Origin of the sequence: Wolbachia endosymbiont (group B) of Dolichovespula media (assembly GCF_947179505.1) — a bacterium.
GTDB lineage: Bacteria > Pseudomonadota > Alphaproteobacteria > Rickettsiales > Anaplasmataceae > Wolbachia.
The window spans coordinates 913,823-928,282 of record NZ_CAMXBR010000003.1 but is presented as its reverse complement, the minus strand read 5'-3'; the positions used below and the strand labels follow the sequence as shown (position 1 = coordinate 928,282).

Annotated in this window: 25 protein-coding genes and 2 tRNA genes; 1 reads left to right on the top strand and 26 read right to left on the bottom strand. The window is 33.4% G+C overall.

Annotation, left to right across the window (positions count from 1 at the left end; all coding sequences use genetic code 11):
- Positions 1 to 14: 14 nt before the first annotated feature.
- From OM967_RS07110 to carA, 26 genes are all read right to left on the bottom strand, one after another.
- Positions 15 to 656 carry an adenylate kinase family protein gene (locus OM967_RS07110; protein WP_211907868.1) on the bottom strand — a complete coding sequence of 214 codons (642 nt, stop codon included), beginning with the start codon at positions 654 to 656 and terminating at the stop codon, positions 15 to 17.
- Positions 653 to 1,981 carry a preprotein translocase subunit SecY gene (secY, locus tag OM967_RS07105; RefSeq protein ID WP_010404717.1) on the bottom strand — a complete coding sequence of 443 codons (1,329 nt, stop codon included), beginning with the start codon at positions 1,979 to 1,981 and terminating at the stop codon, positions 653 to 655. Before secY ends, OM967_RS07110 begins: the two co-directional genes overlap by 4 nt.
- 3 nt (positions 1,982 to 1,984) lie before the next feature.
- Positions 1,985 to 2,455, bottom strand: coding sequence for a 50S ribosomal protein L15 (gene rplO / locus OM967_RS07100; RefSeq protein ID WP_006012263.1), 471 nt, complete (start codon positions 2,453 to 2,455; stop codon positions 1,985 to 1,987).
- Positions 2,456 to 2,458: 3 nt separating this feature from the next.
- A complete protein-coding gene (rpsE, locus tag OM967_RS07095; protein WP_010404712.1) occupies positions 2,459 to 2,971 on the bottom strand; it encodes a 30S ribosomal protein S5 in 513 nt (170 codons plus the stop codon).
- Positions 2,972 to 2,983: 12 nt separating this feature from the next.
- Complete coding sequence (rplR, locus tag OM967_RS07090; RefSeq protein ID WP_264337841.1) at positions 2,984 to 3,355, bottom strand: 50S ribosomal protein L18; 372 nt, start codon at positions 3,353 to 3,355, stop codon at positions 2,984 to 2,986.
- A 5-nt stretch (positions 3,356 to 3,360) separates the two neighbouring features.
- On the bottom strand, positions 3,361 to 3,906 hold the full coding sequence (rplF, locus tag OM967_RS07085) for a 50S ribosomal protein L6 (protein ID WP_250120306.1): 546 nt from the start codon (positions 3,904 to 3,906) through the stop codon (positions 3,361 to 3,363).
- A 16-nt stretch (positions 3,907 to 3,922) separates the two neighbouring features.
- Positions 3,923 to 4,318 carry a 30S ribosomal protein S8 gene (gene rpsH, locus OM967_RS07080; protein ID WP_211907861.1) on the bottom strand — a complete coding sequence of 132 codons (396 nt, stop codon included), beginning with the start codon at positions 4,316 to 4,318 and terminating at the stop codon, positions 3,923 to 3,925.
- Between the two features lie 22 nt (positions 4,319 to 4,340).
- Complete coding sequence (rpsN, locus tag OM967_RS07075; RefSeq protein ID WP_211907860.1) at positions 4,341 to 4,649, bottom strand: 30S ribosomal protein S14; 309 nt, start codon at positions 4,647 to 4,649, stop codon at positions 4,341 to 4,343.
- Positions 4,650 to 4,661: 12 nt separating this feature from the next.
- The gene (gene rplE, locus OM967_RS07070; RefSeq protein ID WP_211907859.1) at positions 4,662 to 5,198 is read right to left on the bottom strand and encodes a 50S ribosomal protein L5; all 537 of its coding nucleotides are present in this window, start codon (positions 5,196 to 5,198) and stop codon (positions 4,662 to 4,664) included.
- 6 nt (positions 5,199 to 5,204) lie between these two features.
- Positions 5,205 to 5,522, bottom strand: coding sequence for a 50S ribosomal protein L24 (rplX, locus tag OM967_RS07065; RefSeq protein ID WP_369800742.1), 318 nt, complete (start codon positions 5,520 to 5,522; stop codon positions 5,205 to 5,207).
- The gene (rplN, locus tag OM967_RS07060) at positions 5,522 to 5,881 is read right to left on the bottom strand and encodes a 50S ribosomal protein L14 (protein ID WP_007302542.1); all 360 of its coding nucleotides are present in this window, start codon (positions 5,879 to 5,881) and stop codon (positions 5,522 to 5,524) included. Before rplN ends, rplX begins: the two co-directional genes overlap by 1 nt.
- 18 nt (positions 5,882 to 5,899) lie before the next feature.
- Positions 5,900 to 6,130 (bottom strand): 30S ribosomal protein S17, encoded by a 231-nt coding sequence (rpsQ, locus tag OM967_RS07055; protein ID WP_211907858.1) that lies wholly within the window; start codon positions 6,128 to 6,130, stop codon positions 5,900 to 5,902.
- On the bottom strand, positions 6,123 to 6,326 hold the full coding sequence (gene rpmC / locus OM967_RS07050) for a 50S ribosomal protein L29 (protein ID WP_211907857.1): 204 nt from the start codon (positions 6,324 to 6,326) through the stop codon (positions 6,123 to 6,125). The genes rpsQ and rpmC overlap by 8 nt, the downstream gene beginning before the upstream one ends.
- 11 nt (positions 6,327 to 6,337) lie before the next feature.
- Positions 6,338 to 6,751, bottom strand: a complete 414-nt coding sequence (gene rplP / locus OM967_RS07045; RefSeq protein ID WP_211907856.1) for a 50S ribosomal protein L16 — start codon at positions 6,749 to 6,751, stop codon at positions 6,338 to 6,340.
- A gap of 11 nt (positions 6,752 to 6,762) precedes the next feature.
- The gene (gene rpsC, locus OM967_RS07040; protein ID WP_211907855.1) at positions 6,763 to 7,383 is read right to left on the bottom strand and encodes a 30S ribosomal protein S3; all 621 of its coding nucleotides are present in this window, start codon (positions 7,381 to 7,383) and stop codon (positions 6,763 to 6,765) included.
- A 39-nt stretch (positions 7,384 to 7,422) separates the two neighbouring features.
- Positions 7,423 to 7,773 (bottom strand): 50S ribosomal protein L22, encoded by a 351-nt coding sequence (rplV, locus tag OM967_RS07035; RefSeq protein WP_211907853.1) that lies wholly within the window; start codon positions 7,771 to 7,773, stop codon positions 7,423 to 7,425.
- A gap of 9 nt (positions 7,774 to 7,782) precedes the next feature.
- Complete coding sequence (rpsS, locus tag OM967_RS07030; RefSeq protein ID WP_211907851.1) at positions 7,783 to 8,067, bottom strand: 30S ribosomal protein S19; 285 nt, start codon at positions 8,065 to 8,067, stop codon at positions 7,783 to 7,785.
- Positions 8,068 to 8,070: 3 nt separating this feature from the next.
- Positions 8,071 to 8,895, bottom strand: coding sequence for a 50S ribosomal protein L2 (gene rplB / locus OM967_RS07025; RefSeq protein ID WP_211907849.1), 825 nt, complete (start codon positions 8,893 to 8,895; stop codon positions 8,071 to 8,073).
- A 1-nt stretch (position 8,896) separates the two neighbouring features.
- Positions 8,897 to 9,184: a 50S ribosomal protein L23 gene (locus OM967_RS07020; RefSeq protein ID WP_211907847.1), complete on the bottom strand. Its 288-nt coding sequence runs from the start codon at positions 9,182 to 9,184 to the stop codon at positions 8,897 to 8,899.
- Positions 9,181 to 9,795, bottom strand: coding sequence for a 50S ribosomal protein L4 (gene rplD, locus OM967_RS07015; RefSeq protein WP_006012216.1), 615 nt, complete (start codon positions 9,793 to 9,795; stop codon positions 9,181 to 9,183). Before rplD ends, OM967_RS07020 begins: the two co-directional genes overlap by 4 nt.
- A gap of 2 nt (positions 9,796 to 9,797) precedes the next feature.
- A complete protein-coding gene (rplC, locus tag OM967_RS07010) occupies positions 9,798 to 10,520 on the bottom strand; it encodes a 50S ribosomal protein L3 (protein ID WP_012482005.1) in 723 nt (240 codons plus the stop codon).
- A gap of 9 nt (positions 10,521 to 10,529) precedes the next feature.
- Positions 10,530 to 10,850 (bottom strand): 30S ribosomal protein S10, encoded by a 321-nt coding sequence (gene rpsJ / locus OM967_RS07005; protein ID WP_012482004.1) that lies wholly within the window; start codon positions 10,848 to 10,850, stop codon positions 10,530 to 10,532.
- Positions 10,851 to 10,864: 14 nt separating this feature from the next.
- Positions 10,865 to 12,037, bottom strand: coding sequence for an elongation factor Tu (gene tuf, locus OM967_RS07000; protein WP_211907845.1), 1,173 nt, complete (start codon positions 12,035 to 12,037; stop codon positions 10,865 to 10,867).
- A gap of 77 nt (positions 12,038 to 12,114) precedes the next feature.
- Positions 12,115 to 12,185, bottom strand: a tRNA-Gly gene (locus tag OM967_RS06995).
- Between the two features lie 4 nt (positions 12,186 to 12,189).
- Positions 12,190 to 12,271: transfer RNA gene (locus OM967_RS06990), tRNA-Tyr, on the bottom strand.
- 109 nt (positions 12,272 to 12,380) lie between these two features.
- A complete protein-coding gene (carA, locus tag OM967_RS06985) occupies positions 12,381 to 13,469 on the bottom strand; it encodes a glutamine-hydrolyzing carbamoyl-phosphate synthase small subunit (protein WP_211907842.1) in 1,089 nt (362 codons plus the stop codon).
- A gap of 289 nt (positions 13,470 to 13,758) precedes the next feature.
- On the opposite strand from carA, the gene OM967_RS06980 reads away from it, so the two are divergent.
- Positions 13,759 to 14,388 carry an SDR family NAD(P)-dependent oxidoreductase gene (locus OM967_RS06980; RefSeq protein WP_246433137.1) on the top strand — a complete coding sequence of 210 codons (630 nt, stop codon included), beginning with the start codon at positions 13,759 to 13,761 and terminating at the stop codon, positions 14,386 to 14,388.
- Positions 14,389 to 14,460: the final 72 nt, after the last annotated feature.

Here is a 14,460-nt window from a genome sequence, read left to right as displayed (position 1 = left end):
AAAACAACTTATAGTCAAATCAAATTACAAGAAATTTTACTTTCAATCTCTTGCATTACTCTATCAACACTCAAATTAGCGTTAATTGTTAACAACTTGCCCTTATAATACTCGCGCAAACCCTTCATCTGAAAATGATATTCTCTTATCCTCTTATTAATTGCAAGCATATTAGCATCATCAATTCTCTTCTCCAATCTCGTACTTTTACATTTAGCACAAGTAGTATTTTTAAAAGAAGATATACTATATATACTTTTACAATCCAAACAAGTAAGACGATCTTTTAATCTATCAATTGCAATATTATCGTCAAGCTGCAACTCAATTACAAGATCAACATCCCTATTGCATCTTTTTTGCAAAACTTGAGTTAAAAAATGAGCTTGATTTAAATTTCTTGGAAAACCATCTAACAAAAAATCACCATCTATTAATGCAAGCTGGTCACACAATAATTTACATATAACTTCATCTTGAATTAAATTACCAGATTCAACAGTATCCTTTATTCCTTTACCTAATTTACTCCCACTAGATATAATATTCCTTAATAAATCTCCTACTGAAACTAATTTAAAATTATACTTTGCTATTAACAAACTGGACTGAGTACCCTTACCAGAGCCAGGAGGACCAAAAATTGTAATAATCACTTTAGTCTCCTTGTTTTAGACTCATATTTCTTTATCCAACTATCGTACCTATTTGAAAAAACATAAGATTGTACTTGCATAATAGTATCAGTAATAACGTTAACTATAATCAGCAAGCTCGTCCCACCAAAAATAAATGGTATATCATAATGATACCTCATAATTTCAGGTATAGTACATATTACCACCAAATACGCAGACCCAATAAATGTTAATTTAAAAACTATATCTTGAAGATAATCAGAAGTATGTTTTCCAGGCCCTCTACCAGGAATAAAACCACCATTTTTCCTAAGAAAATCAGCATTTTCCTCTGGATTAAATATAAAATTGGTATAGAAAAAATTAAAAAGTACTATGAGTATTAAGTAAGTTATAATGTACATCACTTTATTTGCCATAAAGTAGTTTAAAATAAAATCAGCAATGGCATGACCTTTATAGAAATTTGCAATTGAAATAGGCGTTAATAAAATTGCGTTAGCAAAAATAGTTGGTATTACACCAGATAAATTGATCTTCAATGGAATGTAAGTAAAATCATCATTATGTAATTTTTTAAACTGTTTTTTGGGATATTGAACAATTACCTTTCTATAAGAAGATTCTGTAAAAATGACTAAAAGGAGCAGTAAAAAAAACAATGCTATAACAAAAAGGGTAATGAAAAACGACATACTACCATTTTTATTTAATGTTAGCAGAGATGATAAAGCATTATGTAATTCAGATGTTATGCCAGTAAAAATGATTAATGAGATACCATTGCCTATACCGCTCACACTGATCCGCTCACCAAGCCATATTAAAAATATAGTTCCACCTAAAAGGCTAAAGACACCTATAGTACGAAACATAATACCAGGTTCAACTACAACTAATACCCCTTCCCTATTCATTCTTTCTAACCCTATTAAGATCGTAATTGATTGAAAGATACAAAACACTATAGTCATATAGCGTATATAAGAGTTCATCTTTCGACGTCCTAACTCTCCTTCATTTTTAATTTCATTGATTCCTTTAACGGCAGAAGATAATAATTGCATAACTATGGATGCAACTATGTATGGCATAACGTTTAACGCCAAGATCGTCATTCTAGCTAAAGCGCCACCAGAAAATAAATTAAATACTCCAAAAACACCAGAACTCTCTTTTGGAAATATATCATTGATTATATCAAGATTAACTCCAGGAATAGGAACATAAGTGCCTAAACGATAACAAACTAAAGCCATTAGCGTAAAAAATATACGCTTTAGTAAATCACTTTTATATAACAACGTAGAATCCAAACTATTAAATGCAAATTTACTGCTCATGATTTACGATAGTATTTCTACACTACCACCAACTGAAGCTACAGATCTTTTTGCAGCTTCTGATGCAAAATCAACATGAAACACAAATTTTTCGCTTAATTTACCCTTATTAAGAAGTTTGATTTTACTTTTAACAGATCTGATAAAACCTAGTTTATGCAGTAGCTCCTTATCTATGATAGAATCCTTGACTATTTTTTTAGCTTCCATTAAGCACTGTACATCACCAACATTAAATATAGAGTATAAGTTTTTGCGTATAGGCTTAAAACCTCTTTTAGGTAAACGAGTATATATAGACTGCTGTCCACCTTCAAAACCATTTATAGAAACGCCACTTCTCGCTTTTTGCCCCTTATGCCCCCTACCGGATGTTTTACCTTTACCACAACCAATACCTCTACCTAATAATTTAGGCTTCTTTTTCTTAGATAATTTGGTAAACACAGAATTTAATTTTACAGCATCATTCATACTTTACCTATTTCCAACTATCTCACTAATCTTTTTACCCCTCTTACCTGCCACTTGGCGAGGAGATAACATAACATCAAAAGCCTTAAATACTGCACATATAATATTATGGGGATCATTTGATCTAGTAGACTTAGCTACCACATCCTTTATACCTAATACCTCAAAAACCGACCTCATTGCTCCACCAGCAATAATACCTGTTCCAGTTCTTGCAGCTCTTAAAACTATCTCACCAGAACAAAATTTAGCTTTAATATCATGATGTAAAGTTCTACCTTCACGTAAGTACACCCTAATCATCGACTTCTTTGCAGCATTTACAGCTTTCACTCTTGCTTCAGCAACCTCTGCGTGTTTACCTATTCCACATCCTACCCTACCCTTACCATCACCAACAACAACCAAAGTTGAAAATGAAAATCTTCTACCACCTTTAGTAACCGTTGTTACCCTTCGGACTGAAACCAAAAGTTCTGATAAATCATTATTATTTTGTAAATTCTTTACAGCCATACTTCAAACCTTCTAAAATTCAAATCCAGAGCTTCTTAAAGCTTCAGCAAATTGAGAAATCAATCCTGTATACTTATATGCCCCCCGATCAAAGACGAACCGCTGCTGCAATTTTGTACTAGGCAGACGCTCAATCAATAAAGAAGAAACCTGTTTTATAGTTTCAGCATTGACCCTACCTTTACATATATTCCTAATTTTATCATCCAAAGTAGAAGCAGAAGCTAGGGTTGTTCCTTTTGCATCGTTAATCAACTGAACGTAAAAATGTTTATTAGACTTAAATATGGATATACGTAAACGCCCAGCCCTCTTATCGAGCTTCGCTCTATTACGAAGTTTCCTTTTTTCATAGCTACTTAAAAAATTATACAATCTTTTCATTTTAATTACTTCTTTTTATTTACAACCTTACGCAGCATAAATTTGCCTTTTATTACAATACCCTTACCTTTATAAGGATCATATTTTCTAATTTTGCATATATCAGAAGCCACCATATAGACTTTTTGCTTATCCATACCACGAATCACTAAATGAGTTGGCTTTATACACTTAATCTCAACGTCTTTAGGCACTTTATACTTAATATTATGACTATAACCAAGATATAAAGTCAAATACTTATCATCACATTCTGCTTTATACCCTACACCATTAATCTCAAGATCAACAGAAAAACCATTAACCATACCGTTAATCATGTTATTAATATTACTTCTATAAGTGCCCCATATAGATTTTATTTTATTATAATCATCCCTGCCTTGATCAACAGAAAGTAACAATTGATTATCAACTATCTGACACAGAATGCCACTACACAAGCTCAGCTCTTTTTCTACCCTAACACTTCTTATTAATACCCTACCATTATTATATTCAACTGAAAGATCAGCAGGAATATTGATAGGTGCGGCACCTATACGAGACATACATTTCTCCTATCATTTAAAATACACGACACAAAACTTCTCCACCAACTTTTAATCTACGTGCATTATAATCGGTCATCACTCCTTTCGGCGTAGATATAATAAAAATTCCAAGACCATTATATGCTTTAGAAATGTCCTTACACTTAGAATAATAACGACAACCGGGCTTTGATACCCTAGCTATATCATTAATCACAGGTGATTTATCATAATACTTTAACTGTACAACAAGCGAAGGGACACTATCACTCTCTTGCTTTTCATAATTAAGAATATACCCTTCCTCTTTTAAGATCTTCAATATAGAAGAATTCACTTTAGAGAATAGGACTCTTGTTTCCCTATGCATTGCCAATTGAGCATTACGTATTCTTGTTAAAAAATCACCAATACCATCAGATAACGACACTATTACACTCCTTATATCACATTTACCAACTAGATTTTGTAACCCCTGGAACTTGTCCAAAAGAACACAAATCACGTAAAACAATCCTACATAAACCAAATTTTCTATATACTCCTCTCGGCCTACCAGTTAAAGCGCATCTATTCCTAATTCTGATTTTAGAAGAATCTCTAGGCAATTTTTTAATCAGCTTATTTTGAGCTGCAAACCTTTTTGCAATAGATAAATCCTTATTATTCATTATAGATTTTAATTCTTCCCTTCTCTCCCTATACTGATCGCATAACTTTATTCTACGAAGATTCTTCTGTATCATGGATTTTTTTGCCATATATATTTTCTCTCAATTATCAAAAAAAGGGAATTTAAGAGCCAGTAATAATTCCTTTGCTTCCTTATCACTAACTGCACTTGTTATAATATTAATATCCATACCTCTAATTTTACTTATTTTATCATAGTCTATTTCTAAAAATGATATATGCTCCTTGATACCAAAGGAAAAATTACCATGACCATCAAATTGCTTCACACTAAACCCTCTAAAATCTTTTTCCCTTGGCAAAGCAATATATATTAATCTTTCTAAGAATTCATACATTTTATTTCTACGCAAAGTCACTTTACAACCTACCGTTGCACCTTTTCTAATTTTGAAACCAGAAATAGATTTTTTTGCAAAGGTTAACACAGGCTTTTGCCCAGCAATCAAATGTAGATTATCAAATGGCTCATTTATCGCTTTATTGTCCGTAGCAGCATCTCCAACTCCCATATTGATACACACCTTGACAAGTTTAGGCACTTGCATTACATTGCCGTAATTAAACTTATCCTTTAAGGATTTTACTATATTATCTTTATACAATTGTTTAAACATATCAACCTAATCTATCACTTCTCCAGAAACTTTTGCAAAACGCACTTTTCTACCATCTATAATCTTAAATCCTACTTTAGTTGGAGTTTTACACTTAGGATCCAATATTGCAACATTGGATACATCAATAGCTAACTCTTTATTCAATATACCACCACCACTACCAGCTCTTGATTTAGTATGTCTCTTACACACATTTACGCCAGAAACAACTACTTTCTTTTTAGCATCACGTATTATAACTTTGATTACCTTACCAATTTTTCTCTTATCTTTACCAGTTAAAACTATAATATCATCACCACTTTTTATTTTAGCACTCATTATAAAACCTCATCAGCTAATGACATTATTTTCATAAAAGAACCAGATAATAACTTTTTTACTGGACCAAACACCCGAGTGCCAAGTGGTTCACCTTGATCATTAATTAAAACCACAGCATTGCTAGAAAAACGAATTACAGAACCATCAGATTTCTTAACACTATTTTTTACTCTAACAACAACTGCTTTATATACTTTTCCTTTTTCAACTTTACCTTTTGGGTTAATAGACTTAGTAGATATAATAATCGTATCACCTACAGATGCAGATTTCCTACCACCTAACAAGCCAATACAAAGCACTGCACGCGCACCAGAATTATCAGCTACTTCTAACAATGTATTTTTTTGAATCATATAAATACCTATTCCTTTTTAGCTATTGATAACAACCCATTTTTTAGTAACAGAAATAGGCTTATGTTCCTGTATTAAAACCCTATCTCCCTTTTTGCAACTATTACCCTCATCATGTGCTGTATACTTCTTATATTTTTTAATAACTTTTTTATACAACCTATCCTTATACACTTGTAACACCGAAACCTTTACAGTCTTATCAGACTCAGCATTAGTTACGACACCACAAAAAACCTTCTTAGGCATTTTTTCCCTCTCTCTTTCTTCTATTCAATACAGTTAGACTACGAGCTATGCTCTTTTTTATTAAGCTAAAACGTGAAAAATTGTTGCACTGGCCCAGCTTTTTTTGAAAAGCCAAATTAACAAATTCTTTCCTCAAATTCACAAGGAGTTCATGTAATCCTTGTGAAGATTCTGATTCAAATTTAACTATATCCATTGCAACTCCATTCAATTATGATTAGATATAAATTTACACTTCATAGGAAGCTTAGCAGTCGCTTTTTCAAGCGCCAATCTTGCTAAATGCATGGGAACATCACTACTAATTTCAAACAAAACCCTACCGGGCTTAGCTTTAAATACCCAAAATTCAACACTACCTTTCCCTTTACCCATACGTACATCTGCTGGCTTTTTACTAACCGGGGTATCAGGAAAAATTCTTATCCACAATTTACCAGAGCGTTTTAACGTTCTAGATATTACGCGCCTTGCAGTTTCAATATGCTTAGACTGAACCTTACCTACTTCCATAGCTTTTAATCCATAATCTCCAAAAGACAGCGTGCTACCACCCTTAGCATTACCCTTGATTCTCCCCTTAAATGACTTTTTATATTTACTCTTTTTGGGAACAAACATTTCAATATACCTTAACTACCAACATAAACCCAAACTTTAACTCCTATAATACCACATATAGTCTTCGCTTCACAAAAAGCATAATCTATATTAGCACGCAAAGTGTGTAAAGGCAAACGACCTTCTTTGTACCATTCAGTACGAGCTATTTCAGCTCCACCAAGACGCCCAGAGCAACTTACTTTAATACCCTCAGCACCCATCTTCAAACAATTTTGAATAGCTTTTTTCATCGCTCTTCTACATGAAATCCTTTTTTCTAGCTGATGTGTAATACTCCTTGATATTAAAACTGCATCTATTTCAGACTTTTTAACTCCTACTACATTCACTTCGACACTACTTTTTACTTTTTTAGCTATTTTTTGCTTTATCTTCTCAACATCTAAACCTTTCTTACCTATTATAACTCCAGGCTTAGAAGAATGTATTATTACAGACACTAAATTAACTGTACGCTCTACAATTACTTTAGAAATACCAGCATGCTTAAAGGATTCATTTATATAACTGCGAATAAATAGATCGTGATGCAATCTCTGTTTATAATCGTCTGTAGCACACCAAACAGAATCCCAGGTATTACTATTTACTTGTAATCTAAATACTTTAGGATTAACCTTCTGTCCCATATTTTTACACTTTCCTTATTAACTTTCCATTTCTATAAATCATACAATTTCTTTCAATTTTATAGTTATATTACTATAAAATTTACTCATTCTATTAGCCCTACCCATAGCTTTTGGATATACTCTACGCAAAGTAAGGGACTTACCTATTAAAATTTCCTTTATATATAAATTATCAATGTTCAATCCATAATTATTTTGAGCATTAGAAATTGCAGAATTCAACACTTTCATTATAAAACCAGCAGCTTTTTTTTCACAAAATCTTAATTGTACATTAGCAAAAGAAACTTTTTTATTACGTACTAAATCAGCAACCAAATTCAATTTGCGAGGAGTCGATCTTAAAATCCTAGAACCAGCCTCAACTATTATATCCCTATTTTTCATATAAATTACCTATCTTCTTGTTGCCTTTTTATCACCACCGTGCCCAGTAAATTTACGAGTAGGTGAAAATTCACCAAATTTATGACCTATCATATTCTGATTATCAATACTAACAGGAATGTAATCTTTACCATTATAAACAGCAAACTTTAAACCCAAACAATTAGGAAGAATTACAGAAGCCCTGGAATGAATTTTTATCACCTTATTAATAGAACCCTCTTTTAAAGCTCTCTGAACTAATCTTAGTACAGATGGGTGTAAAAAAGGTGGTTTCCATACAGATCTACTCATAAATTAACCTTTCAATTTTTTTATATACTTATCACTAGATTTATTTTTTTTCCTAGTTTTCCTTCCTTTTGTTGCAACACCCCAAGGAGTAACAGGATGACGACCGCCAGAAGTTTTTCCCTCTCCACCTCCATGAGGATGGTCAACCGGATTCATTGCAACTCCACGTACAGTAGGTCTAATCCCAAGCCACCTACTTCTCCCAGCTTTACCCAACTTTCTATTCTTATGGTCAGGGTTAGATACTACACCAATAGTAGCCTTGCAAGAAGATAAAATCAACCTAATTTGACCAGACCTGAGTCGTAATAAAACATATTGACCATCACGACCAACGATTTGTGCATAACAACCAGCAGCTCTAGCAATCGCAGCACCATTACCTGGCTTCAGCTCAACATTATGAACGAAAGAACCAACAGGTATATGCTTGAGTAGTAAACAATTCCCTGGCAAAATATCAGCATCATCTCCAGCTGTCACAACATCACCAGGCTTCATACCTTGAGGAGCTAATATATAAGATTTAGTATCATCTTCCTTATATGATACTAATGCTAAAAACCCACTTCTATTTGGATCATACTCTATTTTCTCAACTACACCCTGATCACTTCTATTACGTTTAAAATCTATAACTCTATACTTCTTCTTGTGACCACCACCCCTGTGACGAGTTGTAATTCTACCATGATTATTTCTTCCACCACTGGATTTCTTACCAAATACAAGAGACTTCTCCGGCTTATCTTTTGATAAACCAATTTTACTTATTAATATAGTCCCACGAGAAGACGGAGTAACAGGATTAAAAAATTTCATACCCATATTAAACGCTCATTATATCTAATTTTTGACCATCTATCAAAGAAAAATAAACCTTTTTTCTCTGTTTTTTACAACCAATCACACCCCTGAAACGTCTATATTTAGGTTTAACTCTAATAACATTTATAGAAGAAGTTCTGACATTAAATAAAGACTCTATTGCCGATTTTATTTGACGCTTATTTACATTTACAAAAACATACAAAGAGTATTTATTAAACTTCTCTCTTAAAAGAGAAGACTTTTCTGTGATTACAGGAGATTTTATTATATTATTATATTTAATCATAACAATCTACCTTCAAGATGCTTTAAAGTGTCTTTTGTTAACATCACGCATTCATGATTCAATATATCAAAAACATTTAACCCAATGGGTTTGATTAAATCTACATAATGCAAATTTTTAGCAGCACGTAACAAATCATCTCCATAATCACCAACTATTAAAAAAGAAGAAAATTTAAAATTTTTAATATATTCACACATTTTAGATGTTTTCTTCACATCAACATTTAAACTATCAAGAACAATAACTTGATTATTTAAATATTTTAGAGATAAAGCAATTTTTAAACCAAATTTACGTACTTTTTTATTAAGAGAATAAGCATGACTCCTCACAACAGGACCAAAAATAATTCCACCACCTCTAAATTGAGGAGATCGCAAGCTCCCCTGTCTCGCCCTACCGGTACGTTTTTGACCATAAGGCTTAGCTGTTGTACCAGAAACATCACTGATACCCTTTGTTTTATGAGCACCAACTCTTCTCTTTGCTAATTGCCATCTCACTATATCATGCAAAATACTCAATTTTTGCTTGGCAGAAAATATCAAGGGATTAAGCTCAACACTACCTACATTATTATTAGATAGATCAACTAATTCACATTCCATAACTAACTCACCAAATTATTAGCATCATCACTCATATTCAACAGCAGACCTACTGGAAAAGGAACATCTTTATGTAAAGGCTTTTTAACTGCATCTCTCACAAAAACATAAGAGTTTTTAAACCCAGGAACATTATTACCCTTTACAGCAATTATGCTATTTTCATAATCAATGGATAATATTTTCATATTCTGTACAGTTACTCTGCTATTACCTAAATGACCAGCCATTTTCTTCCCCTTGAATACTCTACCAGGATCTTGACATTGACCAGTAGAACCTTGTGATCTATGAGCAATAGAAACGCCATGAGATGCCCTAAGCCCACTGAAGTTATGCCGCTTCATCACACCAGCAAACCCTTTGCCTAAAGAATAACCCGTAATGTCAAGATATTGACCAACTACAAAATGATTAACCCCCACCTTTTTACCACATTCTATTCCGAATAGATCAGTTAATCTACTTTCGTATAATTTACATTTACTATTTATACCCTTTTTCTTTAAATATTCCAACTGAGGTTTTGCTATTTTTTTTAAATCTCCTGTGCCTAAAATGACTGAATTGTAGCCACATTTATCTTGTCCTTTTATATCGATAATATAAGTTTCGCTGAGATGCAATAAGGTTACAGCCATGCGACTATTATCAAAATACATAGCAGTATGGCCAACATTCGTCATTAACAAACCAATTCTCCTAAGCGAATTTATTCTCTTCATTTCCTTTTCCTAAATATTAACTTCCTTAACCTTTAAATCCACTTCTACACCAGCAGAAAAAGATAAATCTGCAAGCATCTTCATCATAGTAGAAGTAGGATTATGTACAATAATTAACCGCTTAGAAATTCTCATTTCAAATTGCTCACGAGATTTTTTATCAACATGAGGAGACCTATTAACAGTAAATTTAGAATCTTTTCTTGGCAACGCAATCGGACCAGATAAATCTGCATTAAACTGCTTTAATTGATCAATAAACTCGCGAATACACTTTTCCAACAAAGAACAATCGAAAGCTTTGATTCTAATATATATATCTTGCTTCATCTTAGTTATTATACTCATTCTAAAATTTCCGAAACAACCCCAGAACCAACAGTTCTACCACCTTCTCTTATCGCAAAACGCAATCCTTTATCCATTGCTATTGGTACTTGCAACTCCACTTCTATACTTACATTGTCCCCTGGCATTACCATCTCCTTTCCATCTAGCAATTTTATGCTCCCAGTTACATCCGTTGTCCTTAAATAAAACTGTGGCTGATAATTTCCAAAAAATGGTGTATGCCTTCCTCCTTCTTCTTTCTTCAATATATACACCTCCGCATTAAATTTCTTATGCGGGGTTATTGTCCCTGGTTTTGCCAATACTTGCCCTCTCTCCACTTCTTCTCTCTTTGTTCCTCTTAGTAGTATTCCTACATTGAGTCCTGCACTTCCCTTATCTAGCAACTTCTTAAACATCTCAACACCAGTACATATCGTCTTTTGCGTCCCTTTCAGACCTATTATCTCTATCTCGTCCCCTGTCTTTATCTCCCCCTTCTCTATTCTTCCTGTTACTACCGTCCCTCGGCCCGATATTGAAAATACATCTTCTATTGGCAACAAAAACGGCAAATCTATAGGCCTTGGAGGTACTGCCACATACTCATCTAACTTCTCCATCAATTTATCTATTGATTTCTTTCCATACTCACTACTATCATCCTCTAATGCTTTTAACGCAGACCCAACTATCATAGGCACTTCATCACCTGGAAATCCATACTTACTCAGCAACTCTCTCACTTCCATTTCTACCAAATCTATCATATCAGCATCAGCAACATCAGCTTTATTTATATATACCACGATATATCCAACACCCACCTGTTTTGCCAGCAATATATGCTCTCTCGTTTGTGGCATCGGCCCATCAACCCCTGACACTACCAATATCGCTGCATCCATCTGTGCTGCACCTACTATCATATTCTTTACATAATCAGCATGTCCAGGGCAATCAACGTGTGCATAGTGTCTCTTTTCTGTTTGATATTCAACATGCGCTGTTGCTATTGTTATACCTCTCTTTCTCTCTTCTGGCGCTTTATCTATTTGATCATATGCTACAAAATTACCATAATGCTTTGTTATCGCCGCTGTTAACGTTGTCTTCCCATGATCCACATGTCCTATCGTTCCCACGTTTACATGCGGCTTTCCAAATGCTTCTACTATCGCTGTCATAATCTTAACTCTTCTACTTAAAATACAAATACATCAATAAATAATATGTTGATTTTATATAAATACAACAAAAAAAGAGCGGATAGTGGGAATCGAACCCACGTCACTAGCTTGGAAGGCTAGAGCTCTACCATTGAGCTATACCCGCACAATGGAGGAGGTAGGATTCGAACCTACGTACGCAATGCGGACAGATTTACAGTCTGTTACCTTTAACCACTCGGTCACTCCTCCACAAAAATCTGTTAAGAGAACACTACCTTAACTTAAGTTTTATTATTTCTAATATTAAACATCCAAATCCAAAAGATCAAGTAATAAAAGCTAATCTAACTGATTTCAGTTAGATTTTACTTTTATATAACAAAATATTGTCAATAAAACGCCCAAATAAATAATGTGAATCATGTGTACCTGGCGCTTCTTCTGGATGGTATTGAGTAGAAAAGACTGGGTAATCCTTCATCATTATCCCCTCTACACTATTATCAAATAGAGAAATATGAGTAACTTCAACGTTACTTGGAAGAGAAGCTGAATCAACAACAAAACCATGATTTTGGCTAGTTATCTCAACTTTTTTATTCTCTAGATCATAAATTGGATGATTACTCCCTCGATGACCAATATCCATCTTGACAGTCTTTGCTCCCAAAGTAACTGCAAGTAATTGATGGCCCAGGCATATGCCAAAAACTGGTATTTTAGATTTCACAATAATTTCTATTTCTGAAATTACACTCTCTCCTATCTCTTGTGGATCACCAGGGCCATTTGAAAGCACTATACCATCTGGATTCATGCTTAATATTTTGTGAGCAAAACCTGTATCTGGTTTGACTAATTCAACCGTACAATCAAGTTCTACTAAGCGTGAGATTATACTATTTTTTATACCGAAATCAACAATTACAATCCTATATTTTGCATTAAGAGCGCTTTGAAAGTTATTACTTAAACTGACTTTCTTAGTTATTTCTATTCCATTTACAGATTTGTATTTCTTCAATTCATCTAATATATGTGCCTCACTTGACGGACATATCATTCCATTTTGAGATCCATGTTTTCTCAAATATCTCGTCAAAGCTCTAGTATCAATTCCCGATATCCCAACTACATTATTTTTCTCCAACCAATCATTTAAACTAATATATGAAGAAGAGTGAGACATAGGAGAAAGTTCACGCATAACCACACCACTTGCAAAAATTTTCTCTCCTTCATTATCTTTATGATTTATTCCAACATTACCAATATGAGGAAAAGTGAACGCTATGATTTGATTAGCAAAAGAAGGATCGGTTATAGTATGTTGATACCCGGTCATACCAGTGATAAAACAAACTTCACCTATACATTTGCCCTTTTTACCTACCGATCTTCCCCAAAAGCACTTGCCATCTTGTAAAACTAAAGCTGCATCCTGCATTTAATTCTCTCAACTCATTTAAAATATTATATAAGAATTTTAAATTACAAGTAAGCAAATACTAAATTTCCCTTTAACTTTATATAAAATTCAAAATTATAAGTAGCTTTCTTTTTTTATTATTTAGCAAAATTATAGCAAACTTAACTTGTGTGAATAGGCAATAGTCATTACATTCATACTTCACGTTATGTAAATTCACATGGATAGAAAAACTTGTCTCATTACAGGAGCATCATCTGTCATTGGAGAAAGTCTAGCACGGTTGCTCATTAAAGATGGATGATTTGTGGTTGGCATTGCAAGGCGCACTGAAAAACTGGAAAAATTAAAAGAAGAATTAGGTAGTAATTTTTTACCTATAACATGTGATGTAAGCAAAAGTGAAAATATTAAAAACTCGTCTGATTTTTTAAAAAAGCAAAATATTATACCAAATCTCTTTTTTCTTAATGCAGGATGTGGCGAAATAGAAGATAAGTTTCATACCAACATTCATAGAAAAACATTTGAAACCAATTATTTTGGCGTTATCAACTGGATTGAAGAATGGATTCATCATAATTCCTTGGCAACTTTTGCGGTTATATCTTCTCTTGTTGCTATGCATGCAACACCACATGCTTCTGCATACTGTGCCAGCAAAGCAGCACTAAAAAGTTGTTTTCAATCACTAAAAATCCAATATGCTGACAGTAGCACAAAGTTTATCACCATAATGCCAGGGCCAGTAAAAACAGATATGTTTAAGTCTAATAAACCACTTCCCTTCATATGGGAGCCAGAAAAAGCTGCAGCATATATTTTAAAAAGTATATTTAAAGGAAAGAAAGTTATAGCGTTTCCAATTTTCTGGCGGTTATTTTTTCATATTTTACAAATTCTTCCCACTAAAATGACTGCAAGAATCTTACGATAATCACCAAATCTACCATCTTGTAAAGCTAAAGCTCTTCAAAACTCAATCGCAAGCTTCTCCACACAAAAACAT